Annotated in this window: 11 protein-coding genes; 6 read left to right on the forward strand and 5 right to left on the reverse strand. The window is 67.1% G+C overall.

Translation table 11 applies throughout. The annotated features are described in order from the left end of the window. Nucleotides 1-1,065 (forward strand): NAD(P)H-dependent flavin oxidoreductase, encoded by a 1,065-nt coding sequence (locus PKE80_RS23130; RefSeq protein WP_271184553.1) that lies wholly within the window; start codon nt 1-3, stop codon nt 1,063-1,065. A 225-nt stretch (nt 1,066-1,290) separates the two neighbouring features. On the opposite strand, the gene PKE80_RS23135 is transcribed toward PKE80_RS23130, so the two are convergent. The 5 genes from PKE80_RS23135 to zwf form a co-directional block, all read right to left on the reverse strand. Beyond that, on the reverse strand, nt 1,291-4,101 hold the full coding sequence (locus PKE80_RS23135) for a phosphoenolpyruvate carboxylase (RefSeq protein ID WP_271184554.1): 2,811 nt from the start codon (nt 4,099-4,101) through the stop codon (nt 1,291-1,293). Next, nucleotides 4,101-4,727, reverse strand: a complete 627-nt coding sequence (eda, locus tag PKE80_RS23140) for a bifunctional 4-hydroxy-2-oxoglutarate aldolase/2-dehydro-3-deoxy-phosphogluconate aldolase (protein WP_271184555.1) — start codon at nt 4,725-4,727, stop codon at nt 4,101-4,103. Before eda ends, PKE80_RS23135 begins: the two co-directional genes overlap by 1 nt. After that, a complete protein-coding gene (locus tag PKE80_RS23145; protein WP_271184556.1) occupies nt 4,727-5,704 on the reverse strand; it encodes a glucokinase in 978 nt (325 codons plus the stop codon). The genes eda and PKE80_RS23145 overlap by 1 nt, the downstream gene beginning before the upstream one ends. After that, nucleotides 5,701-7,515, reverse strand: a complete 1,815-nt coding sequence (gene edd, locus PKE80_RS23150) for a phosphogluconate dehydratase (RefSeq protein WP_271184557.1) — start codon at nt 7,513-7,515, stop codon at nt 5,701-5,703. The genes PKE80_RS23145 and edd overlap by 4 nt, the downstream gene beginning before the upstream one ends. Before the next feature lie 145 nt (nt 7,516-7,660). Then, complete coding sequence (gene zwf / locus PKE80_RS23155) at nt 7,661-9,103, reverse strand: glucose-6-phosphate dehydrogenase (RefSeq protein WP_008828285.1); 1,443 nt, start codon at nt 9,101-9,103, stop codon at nt 7,661-7,663. A gap of 313 nt (nt 9,104-9,416) precedes the next feature. On the opposite strand from zwf, the gene PKE80_RS23160 reads away from it, so the two are divergent. The 5 genes from PKE80_RS23160 to pstA all read left to right on the forward strand — a co-directional run bounded on the left by PKE80_RS23160 (nt 9,417) and on the right by pstA (nt 15,628). Further along, on the forward strand, nt 9,417-10,406 hold the full coding sequence (locus PKE80_RS23160; RefSeq protein ID WP_271184558.1) for a sensor histidine kinase: 990 nt from the start codon (nt 9,417-9,419) through the stop codon (nt 10,404-10,406). A 185-nt stretch (nt 10,407-10,591) separates the two neighbouring features. Then, the gene (locus PKE80_RS23165) at nt 10,592-12,049 is read left to right on the forward strand and encodes a porin (RefSeq protein WP_271184559.1); all 1,458 of its coding nucleotides are present in this window, start codon (nt 10,592-10,594) and stop codon (nt 12,047-12,049) included. Between the two features lie 114 nt (nt 12,050-12,163). Further along, entirely contained in the window at nt 12,164-13,210 is a 1,047-nt protein-coding gene (locus PKE80_RS23170) for a substrate-binding domain-containing protein (RefSeq protein WP_271184560.1), read from the forward strand. A 164-nt stretch (nt 13,211-13,374) separates the two neighbouring features. Further along, nucleotides 13,375-14,748 (forward strand): phosphate ABC transporter permease subunit PstC, encoded by a 1,374-nt coding sequence (gene pstC / locus PKE80_RS23175; protein ID WP_271184561.1) that lies wholly within the window; start codon nt 13,375-13,377, stop codon nt 14,746-14,748. Continuing rightward, a complete protein-coding gene (gene pstA / locus PKE80_RS23180) occupies nt 14,741-15,628 on the forward strand; it encodes a phosphate ABC transporter permease PstA (RefSeq protein WP_271184562.1) in 888 nt (295 codons plus the stop codon). The genes pstC and pstA overlap by 8 nt, the downstream gene beginning before the upstream one ends. The last annotated feature ends 2 nt before the right edge of the window (nt 15,629-15,630 follow it).

Consider the following 15,630-nt stretch of genomic DNA (forward strand, 5'->3'; position numbering starts at 1 on the left):
ATGGTGTTTCTCGAAAGGCTCGGCGTGAGCCTGCCCCTCATTCAGGCACCGATGGCCGGGACCAGCACTCCGCTGCTGGCGGCGGAAGTCTCGAACGCCGGGGCGCTTGGCTCGATCGGCGTCGGCGCGACGGATGCTGGCGGCGCGCGGGCCATGATCGGGGAACTGCGCGAGCGTACGGATCGCCCCTTCAACGTGAACCTGTTCGTCCATCGCACGCCAGTTGCCGACGCCGCATGCGAGGCGGCGTGGCTGGACTGGCTGCGCCCGCTCTTCGCCGAGTTCGGGGCCGAGCGGCCACAAACTCTGCAATCGCCTTATACGAGTTTCGCGGATGATCCTGCGATGCTGGCGATGTTGCTGGAGACCCGGCCGCCGGTGGTGAGCTTTCATTTCGGCCTGCCCGCCGCCGATGCCATCTTCGCGTTGCGCGAGCGCGGCATCGTGATGCTGGCGACGGCGACGAATATCGATGAGGCGCGCGCCATCGCGGCAGCCGGGATTGACGCCGTGGTCGCGCAAGGAATCGAGGCGGGCGGTCATCGCGGTATGTTCGATCCCGGAGCGCCCGATCCCGGGCTCGGCACCATGGCGCTGACGCGGCTGCTGGTGCGCGAAACCGGACTGCCGGTGATTGCCGCGGGCGGCATCATGGACGGCGCCGGGATCGCCGCCGCGCTCGATCTCGGCGCGGTGGCGGCGCAACTCGGGACCGCCTTCATCGATTGCCCGGAATCGGCGGCGGACGAGGGCTATCGTGCGGCGCTCAAGGGGCCGGGTGCCTGGCACACGACACTGACGCCGCTGGTGTCGGGGCGCCCAGCGCGGGCGCTGGCGAACCGCTTCACGGCGCTCGCGGCGCAGGTGGGCGGGCGGCAGGTGCCGGACTATCCGATCACCTATCACGCCGGGAAGGCACTGAATGCTGCGGCCAAGGCGAAGGGCGAGTACGGGTTCGGAGCGCAGTGGGCCGGGCAGGGCGCACCGTTGGTGCGGACGATGCCCGCTGCAGGCCTGGTCGAAGTTCTGATGACGGAACTGCAAGCCGTGAGGACGCGGGGCTAGCCCGGATCCGCGATCTTTCACCCATTTCCCGTCACCCTGAACTCGTTTCAGGGTCCATTTCGCCGATAGCGCGGTAGCTGGATCAGCAAACCGACAGCGCGGCGTAAGCAGCGACGCTCCGGCACCAATTGCTCGATGGACCCTGAAACGAATTCAGGGTGACGGGGGCGTTACAGGTGTGGGAGGGCGTGGTTCCGGCTCGTGAGCCACACCCTCAAATCCCCGTCACCCGTGCGCGCCGAACTCGTTCGCCAGCGCGGTGGTGATCCGCAGGCTCAGCGCATAGGAACGCGCGATCGGGTCGATGAAGTCCTTGTGGATCTGCGCATAGCCCGTCGCGCTGGAATCCGGGTAGTCGCTGGGGGCGTCCACCGCGAAGTCGCTGATCGAGGGGAAATGCACCGGGAAGGCGCGGCGCAACTGGGCCAGGCCGTCCTCGACGCGCAGGGTGAAGAACATCTCCAGCACGTCGTCGCGGCTGATGTCGTTGGCGCGGCTGAACTGCGGCGTCATCACCGAGCGCAGGAACATGTGCTGGAACAACGCGATGCGCAGCGCATGGAGCACGCCGAGCGAACGGCGCGTATGCTCGCGGTCGGCCTGCGGAGCCTCGTCCGGGACGAGATCGAGCAGGCGGTGCAGCTTCAGCGCATCGACCCGCAGGCGCGAGGCGAGGCGACGGTAGACGCCGGCGCGGTCGTCCTTGGTCAGATACTCGGCCAGCTTGAGGCAGGCGTCGGCGATGTTCTCCTCACCGCCGCGATAGGGGCGGCTGGCCCAGTAGGCCGAGTTGAACAGCTCGCCATAAGCCGAGACGGTCTTGATCGAGGCGAGCGCGTTGGCGGCGCGGGCGAGACGCACGATCTGGCGACCACGCGCGGATTCGCGCAGGAGCCCTGCGATTTCCTCGCGGTTGCCGTCCGCCGCGGTGCCGATGCCGGCGATCACGTTCACCGGGTAGCCCAGCTGCTGCAGAATCGCGTTGTGCGGGATCGCGCGGATCTGGCGCAGGTTCATCGAGCGGTCGGAGGCAAGGTCCGACTGGCGGCGCGACTTGCGGCTGCCGGTATCGTTCAGCAGCCCCAGCCCGAACGCGGTGATCGCGCGGCTGTAGGTCGAGCTTTCCAGATGCTCATGCTGAACCGAACGGATCGCGCGATAGAAGTCGAGGCTGAGGTCGGTGCGGCGATAGAACAGGTCCGTCGGCACGTTGACGTCGGCATCCCACAGCGGGCGCTCGGCCATCCGGGTGAGCGTGGCCAGCGCCAGTTCGTCCGAGCCGAACCAGAGGTAGCCGTCGCCGCCCTGGAAGCTGACTTCGGGCTCCAGCCTGATCCCTGCACGCAGGAAGCGGCGGCGGGCCCAGGGTGAGAGCTGCCAGTCGAACCGGTCGTCGATGCTGGAGGGGTGGCAGCCGCGACCCATCGATTCGCCGCCGGTGTTGAAGATCAGCGCGCAGACGTCGGACAAGCCGTTGGCGGCCATGGCTTCCGACAGTCGGCCCTGCAGGCGTTCGATGGCGAGCGCGGCAGGCACCTGACCGACGAAGCGGCCCGCGTCGGAGAAGCCGGTCTGGATCGAAACTCGGCCGCGCCGCCTTGCGTAGTCGCGGTAGGCAGGCTCGGCGAGAACGGCGTCGAGGAAGCGGCCGCCGTGTTCCAGCGCGGTCTCGGTCTCGAACAGAGGCGAGACATCGACCTTGTCGTCGATCCCGAACATCCGCGCGAAGTAGAGCGCGGCGAGCACGGTGGTCGGCTCCTCGCACTCGGCCACCAGCATGCGGATCGGCGCGTCGGCGTCGATGTGGCCGAGGATCTGCGCCATCGCGAGGAACTGGCGCACGGCGGTGCTGTTCTCGATCGCCAGCGCCGCGAAGTTGGACTTGAGCGGCTTCACTTCGGCCAGCAGCTCGCGCATCCGCACCAGCGCGGCCTGGCTGGCAAGGCTGAGCTTGCCATCCGGATCGATGCGGCGGCGGATCGCATTCTGCAGCTGCGAGGCATTCACGCGGAAGTGGATGCCGCCCATGCCGAGGCCGTCGGCGCGCATCGCGGCGGCGGTGACGAGGAGGGCGCGCGCCTGCTCCTGATCGGCGTGGCGGGCCTCGTCCTCAAGCCGGGTGATCACGCCTTCGAGGCTGATGATCTTGTCGGCGTGCTCGGCGGTGAGGCCGTTGGCGGCGGCGGACAGCGCCTCGGGATCGGTGAGATCCTGCTTGAAGGCAGCGACGGCCTCTGCCGTGTGGGCGTGGGCGCGGGAGAGCTGCGCCGCGATTTCCGGTGCGGCCTGCTCCAGCGCTTCGGCGTAACCGGCCAGACGTTGGGCCTTTTCCTCAAGCCGGTAGCGGATCGAGGTGGACCACGAGATGTCGGTGCGGCCGTCCATGTCGTAGCCGACCCAGTGGGCGAAGCGCACCGGCATCGGGTTCAGGCCCTTCCAGCGCTTGGGCCAGCGGGCGGCGGCAAGGTCGAACAGGCGGGCGTTGATGCGATCACGCGCCTTCTGGCCGCGTGCCATCGCCGCCATCGCCGCGTCATGCTCGGAATCGAGCGTGATCGTGTCGCGAGCGGGCGAGGCGACGCAGACCGAGGCTACGCTGAAATCGCCGTTGGAGGCGGAGGTGGTGACGGCTTCGGTCTGCGCGGCGGTCAGCAGGAAGGTCGGGTGCGCGGTGAAGACGACATGCGCCGCCGGGCGCTGCCAGCGCACGGCGAAGGCGGTGAAGTCGTCGTCATCGGCGGTCTTTTCGGCAAGGGCGTCAAGCGCCTTGTCGTTCTCCGCGATGGGCATGGTGCCCAGAATGCGGTCGAGCCGGGAAGCGCGGGCGCGCAGCCCCTCGCAGTCCATTTCGGAAACGAGCGCCTCGATGTCGTCGAGAGACATCTCGCCATTTTCCAGTGCCCGCGACAGTTCCAGCCCAAGCTGGAACACCGGGTTGAACAGCGGCGTCACCGCCGTGAGCTTGTGCAACTCCTTGAGGCGGGCGTCGAGAGCATCGACGGTGCCCAGCGCCAACTGGCCCGACCCGGCCGCCATCAGCGGGCGAGGCCCGCTGCGAGGCGTGCTTCGGCCTCGATCCTGGCGACGTCCGGCTTGCCCTTGGGGACCATCCAGCTGCCGCCGACGCAGATCACCGCGTCCAGCGCCAGCCATTCGGGCGCGTTCTGCGGAGTCACGCCGCCGGTCGGGCAGAACTTTGCGGCCATCAGCGGGGCCGAGATCGCCTTGAGCGCGGGCGGGCCGCCGGCTGCCATCGCCGGGAAGAACTTCAGGCGATCGAACCCGCATTCCAGCGCGAACATCACGTCGCTGGCGTTGGCGGTGCCGGGAAGGAAGGGGATCTTCGACTTGTAGGCGGCTTCGGCCAGGTTCGGCGTCAGGCCGGGCGAGACGATGAATTCGGCGCCCGCGTCGATCGAGCGCTTGAGGTCGTCCGGCGTCAGCACGGTGCCGGCGCCGACGACGGCGCCGGGAACCTGCTTCATGATCCTGATCGCCTCGATCGCGCATTCGGTGCGCAGCGTCACCTCCAGCGCGGGCAGGCCACCGGCGACGAGCGCTTCGGCGATCGGCAGGGCGTGCTCGATGTCCTCGATGACCAGCACCGGGATCACCGGGGCGAGGCGCATGACCTTTTCGACGGCTTCGGATACGGTAGTCATTACTGGAGGTGCTCCATTGCGAATGCTGCCGCCGCGCCGAACAGGCCGGGCTGCGGATGAGTGATGAGCTTGACGGGCAGGGTGGCCATCAGGCCGGCGAAGCGGCCCTTGGCGCGGAACCTTTCGGCAAAGCCCGAGGTCTTGATGGTCTCGCGGATGCGGTAGCCAAGGCCACCGGCGATGACGACGCCGCTCGCGCCCTGCGCCAGCGCGCAGTCGCCCGCCGCCGCGCCCAGCGCGAGGCAGAAGCGGTCCACGGCGGCGACGGCAAGGCTGTCCGTGCTCTCTGCGGCGGCGGTCCAGATCTGCACGTCGGTCAGTTCGTGGATGGCCTTGTGCTCCATCGCGGCAAGCGTCGCATAGATATCGACGATACCGGGGCCGGAGACAATGCGTTCCACCGAGACGCGGGTGTGGCGCTTGCGCAGGCGGGCGAGGATCGCGTCCTCGATCAGGTCGAGCGGGGCGTAGTCGGTGTGGCCGCCCTCGGTCGCCTGGACGTGGTAGTTGCCCTTTCCATCGCGGTAGAGGTGCGCCACGCCAAGGCCGGTGCCGGGGCCGAGGATGCTGAGCGTGCCCGATGCGGGCAGTGCCTCGTCCGGGCCGGTCAGATAGAGGAAGTCGCTCTCGTCCGCGCAAGCGACGGCGTGGGCGACGGCCGCGAAGTCGTTGATGATGGTCTGGCGCGTGGGGCCAAGCATCTCCTGGATCTTCGCGGGGCGCAGGATCCAGGGGTTGTTGGTGAACTTGATGACCTCGTTGCCGACCGGGCCTGCCACCGACATGGCGACGGCATCGGGCAGGGTGCCGCCGTTCATGGCGCGGAACGCCTCCCACGCCAGCTGGAAGCTGCCGTGGTCCTTGGTGTGCAGCGTGGCGGGTTCGCCAAGCGTGATCCGGCCGTCATCGCCGATGGTGGCGATGGCGAAGCGGGCATGGGTGCCGCCGATGTCGACGGCTACGATTTCCGTCGTCACAGCCCGGCAACCTCCAGCATCGACGAGCCGCCGTGTTCGGCGCTAGACGCGTTGATGCGGAACATCGCGAAGAGTTCGCGGCCGGTGCCCATCGCGGGCGGCGGGGTCGGCGCGGGTTCGCGGCCCGAAAGGTCGGCGGTGGTGGAGATCGTGCCGTCCTCTGCCGAGAGACGCACGATATCGCCATCGCGCAGGTACGCCAGCGGGCCGCCTGCGAAGGCTTCAGGGGTGACGTGAATGGCGGCGGGCACCTTGCCCGAAGCGCCCGACATGCGCCCGTCCGTCACGAGCGCGACCTTGTGGCCGCGATCCTGCAGGACGCCCAGCGGCGGGGTCAGCTTGTGCAGTTCGGGCATGCCGTTGGCGCGCGGGCCCTGGAAGCGGACGACGACGATCACGTCCTTGTCCAGCTCACCGGCCTTGAATGCCTTCGCCACGCCTTCCTGATCGTCGAACACGCGGCACGGGGCCTCGATCGTCCAGCGTTCGGCATCGACCGCGCTGGTCTTGAAGGTGCCGCGGCCCAGGTTGCCGTCCACCAGACGCATGCCGCCATCGGGCAGGAACGGGTTGGAGACCGGGCGCAGCATCGTGTCGTCGCCGCTGACCGCCGGGGCGGGGGTCCAGCCGAGTTCGCCGTCCACCATCACCGGTTCGTCCGCGTAGGCGCTCATGCCGCCTTCGGCCACGGTCAGGATGTCCCGGTGGGCGAGGCCGCTGTCGAGCAGCTCGCGGATCACCCAGGCCATGCCGCCCGCCGCGTGGAAGTGGTTCACGTCGCCCGAACCGTTGGGATAGGCGCGGGTGATGAGCGGGACTACCGACGAAAGCTCGTCCACGTCCTGCCAGTCGATCAGGATGCCGCCCGCGCGCGCCATGGCGGGCAGGTGGATCGCGTGATTGGTCGAGCCGCCGGTGGCGAGCAGACCGGCGATGGCGTTGACGATCGCCTTCTCGTCCACGACCTTGGCCATCGGGCGATAGTCCTCGCCCTTGCGGGTCATCGCCGCCAGACGGTGCGTGGCCGAGCGGGTCAGCGCGGTGCGCAGCGGGGTGTTCGGCGGCACGAACGCTGCGTTCGGCATGTGCAGGCCCATCATCTCCATCATCATCTGGTTGGAGTTGGCGGTGCCGTAGAAGGTGCAGGTGCCCGGCGAGTGATAGCTGGCGCTTTCGCTGGCGAGCAGTTCCTCGCGGCCGACCTTGCCTTCGGCGTAGAGCTGGCGGACCTTCTGCTTCTCCTTGTTGGAGATGCCGGTGGGCATCGGGCCGGACGGCACGAAGATCGCGGGCAGGTGGCCGAAGCGCAGCGCGCCGATGACGAGGCCGGGGACGATCTTGTCGCAGATGCCCAGCAGCGCCATGCCGTCGAACATCGCGTGGGACAGGGCGACGCCGGTGGACAGCGCGATGACGTCGCGGCTGAACAGCGACAGCTCCATGCCGTCGAAGCCCTGCGTCACGCCGTCGCACATGGCGGGCACGCCGCCCGCGACCTGGGCCGTGGCGCCCACTTCACGCGCGAACAGCTTCATCTGCTCGGGGTAGCGGCCGTAGGGCTGATGCGCCGAGAGCATGTCGTTGTAGGCGGTGACGATGCCGAGGTTGACCGCCTTGTTCCCGGCGATCGTCGCCTTGTCCTCGCCCGAGGCGGCGAAGCCGTGCGCGAGGTTGGAGCACGAGAGGAAGCTACGGTCGGAATGGCGGTCCGTCTCGCGGGCGATCATGTCGAGATAGCGCGCGCGGCTGTCCTTCGACCGTTCGATGATACGGTCGGTGACGCGCGCGACCACCGGGTGGAGGTTGGTCATGGTCTACTCCTGGTCTTTCGCGACATCCGGCTTCTTCCCGCCCCGCATGTGCGCGGGACGGTAACCGGTGTCAATCGCTATATTCCGGCCCGCATGGGCCTGCTCAAGCAAACTTCGGTGCTGGCACGAGGTCACTCGTGCCCACTCATTCGTGCCAAGTTACTCCGTCGCGTTCGGCGAGGGCGATCGCGGCGGACGGCCCCCAGCTTCCTGCAGTGTAAGTCTTGGGCTCCTGCGCCTGTTCCTCCCAGCCGGAGCGGATCGCGTCGATCCATTCCCATTGGGCTTCCACTTCGTCGCGGCGCACGAACAGGGTCTGGTCGCCTTCGATGAGGTCGAGCAGCAGACGTTCGTAGGCGATGCGGCGCTGGTGGTCGGCGAAGGCGTCGGGGCGGGTGATCGCCAGCGGCACCGAGCGCAGGCCGTAGCCGTCACGGTCCAGCCCGGGCACCTTGGCCATGAGCGAGAGGGTGATGTTCTCTTCCGGCTGGATGCCGATGACGAGGCGGTTGGGCACCGTCTTCGCGCCGCGGCCGTGGAAGATCGAGTGCGGCACGTCGCGGAACTGCACGACGATCTCGGTCGTACGCTTCGGCAGGCGCTTGCCGGTGCGCATGTAGAAGGGCACGCCCTGCCAGCGCCAGTTGTCGATGAAACCCTTGATCGCGACGAAGGTTTCGGTGTTCGAATCCTTGCCGAGTTCTTCATCATAGCCGGGCACGGCCTTGCCGGTGATCGCGCCTGCGCGGTACTGGCCGGTGACGGTTTCCTCGGGCTTCACCTTGCGCAGCGAGTGGAGGACCTTGACCTTCTCGTTGCGGATCGAAGTGGCATTGTACGAAACCGGCGGCTCCATCGCCACGAGCGCGAGCAACTGGAGCATATGGTTCTGCACCATGTCGCGCAAGGCGCCGCTGTCGTCGTAGTAGGCGACGCGCGATTCGAGGCCCACGGTCTCGGCCACGGTGATCTGCACGTGGTCGATATGCGCGGCGTTCCACAGCGGCTCGAACATCAGGTTGGCGAAACGCAGCGCCAGGATGTTCTGCACCGTCTCCTTGCCGAGATAGTGGTCGATCCGGAAGATCCGGTCCTCGGGGAAGGCGCTGGCCACCGCATCATTGATGACCTTGCTCGATGCGAGGTCCACCCCGAGCGGCTTTTCGAGCCCGATGCGCACGTTGCCGCTGGCAAGGCCGCTCTTCTCCAGACCGTGGATGGTCGGTTCGAACAGGCTGGGCGCGGTGGACAGGAAGATCGACAGGCCCTGCTTCGGGGTGCCCACTTTCTCGGCCAGAGCGTGAAAGCTGTCGATGTCATTGGCGTCGAGCGGCTGGTAGCTCAGCCGGTTGAGGAACTGCGCCAGGCTGCCTCGGCGACCGGCGGGCAGGAACTGCTCCAGCGATTCGCGCGCGAAGTTGCGGAAGCCCTGGTCGTCCATGTCCGACCGGGCCGTGCCGATAATTTCGATATCAGGACCCAGCAGGCCTTCCGCGTCGAGCGCGCAAAGCGAAGGGAGGAGCATCCTGCGTGAAAGATCGCCCGTGGCGCCGAAGAGGAGCAGGCGATCGGAAGTGAATTGCGTCACGGTACCCTTTCCACCGGACGACCGCGCTCCTCCTCGCAGCCGTTGATGATTGTTCTCAAGGCTGCACGGCGTCATGTCCACTTGTGGGCGGACCGCCATGCGGTTGCGCCATAACAAAGGCCGCCGCCGAGCGCTAGGGCGCTGAAGGCATGCAAGCACGTTTTCCAAACTCGCCGAGGGGCGAATGGACACGGAAATGTCATTTCCGGCGTTGGTGAATACGAATGTTGCAACAATAGTGTCTTGGAACCATGTCACGCGCGGATTTGAATCTTCGGTGCACACCCACCGCGACCTCAGGAGCATTACAGGCATGAGCATCGAGGGCGTCCACCTCCTCGAACATCTCCAGACCCCCGCGATGATGATCGTGCGGGGGCAGGTGCGCTTCGCCAACAGCGCGGCGAAGGCACTGCTGGGCGCCCATATCGTCGGGCAGGACGTGCGCATCGCCATTCGCGAGCCGCGCGCGGTCGCCGCGATCCTCAGCGACGAGGGCGGCTCGGCGCGGGTGAAGGGGCTGTCCACCGGCGGGTCGGTATGGGAAGTCGACTGCAAGGTCGTCGGCCTCTACGAGCGGCTGGTCAGCCTCTACGACTTGTCCGAGCGAGTCAGCGTGGCCAAGTCCCACGCCGACTTCGTCGCCAATGCCAGCCACGAACTGCGCACCCCGCTCGCCAGCGTCATCGGCTATTGCGAGACGCTGATGAACCCCAAGGCGGGCGGCGACGAGGCCTTGCGCAACCGCTTCCTGGGCACCATCCGCCATGAGGCGCAGCGGATGCAGGCGCTGATTTCGGACCTCATGTCGCTTTCGCGCATTGAGGCGGTGAAGCACGAGGCGCCTTCGGACACCGTCGATGTCGTCGCACTGGCGCATGAAGTGGCAGGAGAGTTCAAGGGCACGATGGAAGTCCATGTCCGGGCCAACCAGTCCGAAGCGGTCATCGCGGGCGATCGCGGCCAGCTTTCGCAGGTCCTGCGCAACCTCATCGACAATGCGCGCAAGTATGCGAAGCCCGAAGGCCCCGTGGAAGTTTCTGTGGAGGCCGCCAGCACCGGCTGGGTGCTCGTCACCGTGCGCGACGAGGGCGAGGGCATCGGCCCCGAACACCTGCCGCGCGTGACCGAGCGCTTCTACCGCGCCGATACCAGTCGCAGCCGCGCGGTGGGCGGAACCGGGCTGGGCCTGTCGATCGTCAAGCATATCGTCGAGCGCCACCGCGGCCGCTTCGACATCGAGAGCCGGCAGGGCGTAGGGACGACCGCCTCGCTGATGCTGCCGCTGCGCGCGGAGGGCTGATCGCGCGGGGGCCGGTGTTGCCCCCCATCCGGCTAACTCGCTTCGCTTGCAAGCTTTCCGCCCCTCCCGCTTGCCGGAGGGGTTGGAGTGGGAAGCTTGACGTCATCAAAGTGTCATTCGATGGACATATTCGCGTCATCGAAATGACGCGAATCCTGAACCCAATCGTGATGCAATCCGCAGCCATGCGAAGATTGCCCGTTTCCGCCATAGCGCTCGTCGTCGCCCTGGGCTGGGTTTCCCCGGTCCTAGCGCAGTCCGCCGATTCGGTCACCCAGGCCGACCTCGCCGCCATGCGCGCGCAGATGGAGGCGATGGCGCAGCGCATCACCTCGCTCGAAGGGCAGCTTGCGGCGGCGAAGGGCTCGGCGTCGCAGATCGCGACGCCGCTTCCGAATGCGGCCGCGACGCCGGTTCCGGCTCTCGCGGCAGGGCCGGCCACGCCCGCTGAGGCTCCTCCGCCCGCCCCGGCAGCCAGCTCGATCCCGGCGAAGCTCGCCAAGACCGCGAGCGGCATCAAGCTGCGCGGCTACACCCAGATGCGCTTCAACGAGATCATCTCGGGCGACAAGGACGCGCCTTCAGGCCGCTCGCGGCTGCGGTCGGTGCAGGACGGCAGCATCGGCCCGGACAGCAACTTCTTCTTCCGCCGCATCCGTCTCGTGATGCAGGGCGACCTCGGCCACGGCGTCTCGTTCTACCTGCAGCCCGATTTCGCCAGCGCAGTCAACAACCAGACTTCGGGCGAGCGGCGCGACAACTTCCTGCAGCTGCGCGATGCCTACGTGGACGTTGCGCTCGACAAGGCGCAGCGCCTCAAGGTGCGTTTCGGCCAGTCCAAGGTGCCGTTCGGGTGGGAGAACCTGCAGTCCTCCTCCAACCGTGTGCCGCTCGACCGCACCGACGCGATCAACGCCGGAGTGCCTAGCGAGCGCGATCTCGGCATCGTCGCCTACTACACGCCCGACCGCGTGCAGGCGATCTGGGACGAACTGGAAGCGGGCGGGCAGAAGCTTTTCGGCAATTACGGCGCCTTCGGCTTCGGCGTGTTCAACGGGCAGGGCGTCAACCGGCAGGAACGCAACGAGAGCCTGATGTCGGTGGCGATGGCGACATGGCCGATGCGGCTCGATGGTATCGGGCTGGACGGGCAGGTGCTCGAAGTGGGCGGCTCGCTGATGCACAACAAGGTGAAGCCGGAAGTGCGCGCGGGCGGGGTCACGGCGCAGAACTTCACCGAACGCCGCGCGGTGGCGCACGCGATCCTCTATCCGCAGCCCTTCGGCATCCAGGCCGAATGGACTTTCGGGCGCGGGCCGCAGTTCGATACCGGAACGCAGACGATCGAATCGCACAATGCCAGCGGCGGCTACGTGATGCTGATGTACCGCGTGCCGGACTTCGGCGCGGGCCGGGTGATCCCCTATGCGCGGTGGGAACGCTACAAGGGCGGCTGGAAGGGGGCGGTCAATGCGCCGCGCCTCGATACCAACGACATTGAACTCGGCGTGGAATGGACGCCGGTGAAGCCGATCGAGTTCACGCTCGCCTATGCCCGCATGAAGCGCGCCGAGGCCGACGAACGCCGCGCCGGACAGGCCGAAGGCGACGTCCTGCGCGCCCAGATCCAGTGGAATTATTGAGGCCTGCGCGCAGGATTTTCGAGACACTCCCCATTTAGTCACGTTATTGACGCAAAAGTGTCATCAAAGACCAATAGGGGGCAGTTCAAGATCAAAGCCCAAGGGGGTTTACCAATGCGTTCGACCAAGACCTTCATTTTCGCCGCCGTCTCGCTTGCCGCGCTCAGCGCTTGTGGAGGTTCGGGCGGTTCCTCGGCCGGATCGCGCGATTTCGTGCGCGCCGTCGGTTCCTCGACCGTCTACCCCTTCGCCACCGCCGTGGCCGAGGGTTACGCGAAGGCGGCGGGCGTGAAGTCGCCGGTCATCGAATCGACCGGCACCGGCGCGGGCATGAAGCTGTTCTGCGCCGGTGTCGGCGCCCAGCACCCCGATATCGAGGACGCCTCGCGCCGGATCAAGAAGTCCGAGTTCGAGGAATGCCAGAAGAACGGCGTCAAGGAGATCGTCGAGGTCCAGGTCGGCATCGACGGCATCGCCTTCGCCGAATCGAAGAGCGGCCCCGGCTTCCAGCTGACCCCAACCGACATCTACAAGGCGCTGGCGGCCAACCCCTTCGGCAAGCCCAACACCGCGAAGACCTGGAAGGACGTCAATCCGTCGCTCCCCGCCGAGCCGATCCTCGTCTACGGCCCGCCCTCGACCTCGGGCACGCGTGACGCGCTCAAGGAACTGATCCTCGAGGCCGGTTGCAAGACCGATGCCGCCACCAAGGCGCTCAAGGACAGCGACAAGAACAAGTACGAGGCGATCTGCCACGACATCCGCGAGGACGGCCCTTACGTGGACGCCGGCGAGAACGACAACCTGATCGTCCAGAAGATCTCGCAGAACGCCAAGGCCATCGGCATCTTCGGCTACTCGTTCCTCGAAGAGAACCCGGACAGCCTGAAGGGCATCCCGATGTCGGGCGTGACCCCGACTTACGCGACGATCTCGGACTATTCCTACCCCGGCGCGCGTCCGCTCTACATCTACGTCAAGAAGCAGCACCTGGGTCCGATCAAGAGCCTGCAGGGCTACGTTGCCGAGTGGGTGAAGTCGTGGGGCGCCGACGGCCTCCTGCAGAAGAAGGGCATGGTCATCGCGCCCGAGGACGTGCGCAAGAAGAGCGCCGAAATCGTCGCGAACATGACCCCGCTCGATCCGTCCGAGCTGAAGTAAGAACCCACTACGGTGCTTCGATCCCTTGCATCGTCATTGCGAGCGGCGCAGCCGCGCGGCAACCCAAGGCAGGTGCAAACCGCCCTGGGTTGCTTCGGCCTGCGGCCTCGCAATGACGGCGTGGATGGAGCGCCCGGTATGAACAAGGGGCCGATGGGCCAGTCATGATACTTACCGGAGTTCTCCTGGCCGTCCTCGGCCTCGGCCTTGTCGGCTGGTTCGCCGCGCGCGGCCGGGCGCGGCTGCTCTATACCGGCCGGGGGTCGATGCACTCGATGCCCGCCTATCACGGCTGGCATCTGGCGCTGTGGATCGTCGTCCCGGCGCTGGTCGCCTGGCTGGTATGGCAGGCTGTGATGCCGGGCCTCGTCCAAGGCGCGGTCTTCGCCACCCCCGCCGCGCATGGCCTGCCTACCGATCCGTTCCAGTTGGGCGCCATCGTCGCCGAGGCGCAGACCATCGCCTCCGATCCGGGCGCCGTCGCCTTCAACCCGGAGGCGCAGGCGCTGGTCGAGCCGTTCCGCGCGGCGCAAGTGAAGTTCGGCCTGATCGGCGCGGTGATCGTGCTGATCGTCGCCTTTGCGGGCGGCGCCTTCGGCTTCACGCGCATCCGCCCGAACTTCAAGGCCCGCACCCATGTCGAGCGCTTGGTGCTGGGCGTGCTGCTGGCAGCCTCGCTGCTGGCGATCCTGACCACCTTCGGCATCGTCGCCTCGCTGGTGTTCGAGGCGGGCATGTTCTTCAAGGACGTGTCGCCGATCGCCTTCCTCACCGGCACCCACTGGTCGCCCGCGAGCACCATGGGCGACAACATCAACAACAACTTCGGCGCGGTGCCGCTGTTCTGGGGCACGATCTATATCGGCGCGATCATCGCCATGGTCGTCGCGATCCCGCTCGGCCTGATGAGCGCGATCTACCTGACCCAGTACGCCACGCGCGACGTGCGCAAGTGGGTGAAGCCGCTGCTGGAGATCCTCGCGGGCATTCCCACGGTGGTCTACGGCTACTTCGCCGCGCTGACCGTGGCGCCGCTGATCCGCGACTTCGCCGCCTCGCTGGGCATGGCCAACCCCTCGACCGAGAGCGCGCTGGCCGCTGGTCTGGTGATGGGCGTGATGATCATCCCGTTCGTCTCCTCGATGGCCGACGATGCGCTCGCCGCCGTGCCCCGCGCGATGAGCGACGGTTCGCTGGCGCTCGGCGCCACCCGTTCGGAGACGATCAAGAAGGTGCTGCTGCCCGCCGCTCTGCCCGGCATCGTCGCAGGCGTGATGCTGGCGATCAGCCGCGCCATCGGCGAGACGATGATCGTCGTCATGGCCGCCGGTGCCGCCGCCAACCTTTCGGCGAACCCGTTCGCCTCGATGACCACGGTGACGTACCAGATCGTCCAGATGCTGACCGGCGACCAGGAGTTCAACAGCCCCAAGACGCTGTCGGCCTTCGCGCTCGGCCTGGTGCTGTTCATCGTCACCCTCATCCTCAACATCGTCGCCCTGCGCGTCGTGAAGCGGTTCCGCGAAGCCTATGAGTAAGTCCGACTGGAATTCGCCCGAGGCGGTTCGCCGCCTCGCGAAGCGCCACGCCGCCGAGAAGCGCTTCAAGCTCGTTGGGCTCGGCGCGATCGTCCTGAGCCTCGGGTTCCTGGCGCTGCTGCTCGTCATCATGCTGAAGAACGGCGTCGCCGGGCTCGACTGGGACTTCCTGTCCGGGTCTGACTCGACCGATGCCACCACCGCAGGCGTGTGGGGCGCGGCCAAGGGCTCGCTGCTCACCATGCTGGTGACGCTGCTGCTCAGCTTCCCGATGGGCGTGCTCGCCGCGATCTATCTGGAAGAGTTCGCGCCGAAGAAGAAGTGGATCGAGTGGGTCGAGGTGTCGATCAACAACCTCGCCGCCGTGCCCTCGATCATCTTCGGCCTGCTGGGTCTGGCGGTGTTCATCAACACCTTCCAGATGCCGCGTTCCTCACCGCTGGTCGGCGGTCTGACGCTGGCGCTGATGACGATGCCGGTCATCGTCATCTCGGGGCGCAACGCGATCAAGGCCGTCCCGCCCTCGATCCGCGAGGCTGCGTACGGCATCGGCGCCAGCAAGGTGCAGACGACCTTCCACCACGTCCTGCCGCTCGCGCTGCCGGGCATCCTGACCGGCACCATCATCGGCATGGCCCGCGCGCTGGGTGAAACCGCGCCGCTGCTGATGATCGGCATGCGTGCCTTCGTCGTCACCCCGCCCGACAGCCTGACCGCCCCGTCGAGCGTGCTGCCGATGCAGATCTTCCTGTGGTCCGACGAGATCGACAAGGCCTTCGTCCAGAACACTTCCGCCGCCATCATCGTGCTGCTGGTCTTCCTGCTCGCCATGAACGGCATCGCCATTTACCTTCGAAACAAATTCGAAGTCCGCTGGTAGAA

The sequence above is a fragment of the Novosphingobium resinovorum genome, from assembly GCF_027922145.1.
In the GTDB taxonomy this organism is placed as follows: Bacteria; Pseudomonadota; Alphaproteobacteria; order Sphingomonadales; family Sphingomonadaceae; genus Novosphingobium; species Novosphingobium resinovorum.

Excerpts from the sequence above, each read along its gene's own strand:
- PKE80_RS23130 (WP_271184553.1), top strand. The coding sequence starts at position 1 with ATGGTGTTTCTCGAAAGGCTCGGCGTGAGCCTGCCCCTCATTCAGGCA.
- PKE80_RS23135 (WP_271184554.1), bottom strand. The coding sequence starts at position 4,101 with ATGGCGGCCGGGTCGGGCCAGTTGGCGCTGGGCACCGTCGATGCTCTC.
- eda (WP_271184555.1), bottom strand. The coding sequence starts at position 4,727 with ATGACTACCGTATCCGAAGCCGTCGAAAAGGTCATGCGCCTCGCCCCG.
- edd (WP_271184557.1), bottom strand. The coding sequence starts at position 7,515 with ATGACCAACCTCCACCCGGTGGTCGCGCGCGTCACCGACCGTATCATC.
- PKE80_RS23160 (WP_271184558.1), top strand. The coding sequence starts at position 9,417 with ATGAGCATCGAGGGCGTCCACCTCCTCGAACATCTCCAGACCCCCGCG.
- PKE80_RS23165 (WP_271184559.1), top strand. The coding sequence starts at position 10,592 with ATGCGAAGATTGCCCGTTTCCGCCATAGCGCTCGTCGTCGCCCTGGGC.
- PKE80_RS23170 (WP_271184560.1), top strand. The coding sequence starts at position 12,164 with ATGCGTTCGACCAAGACCTTCATTTTCGCCGCCGTCTCGCTTGCCGCG.
- pstC (WP_271184561.1), top strand. The coding sequence starts at position 13,375 with ATGATACTTACCGGAGTTCTCCTGGCCGTCCTCGGCCTCGGCCTTGTC.
- pstA (WP_271184562.1), top strand. The coding sequence starts at position 14,741 with ATGAGTAAGTCCGACTGGAATTCGCCCGAGGCGGTTCGCCGCCTCGCG.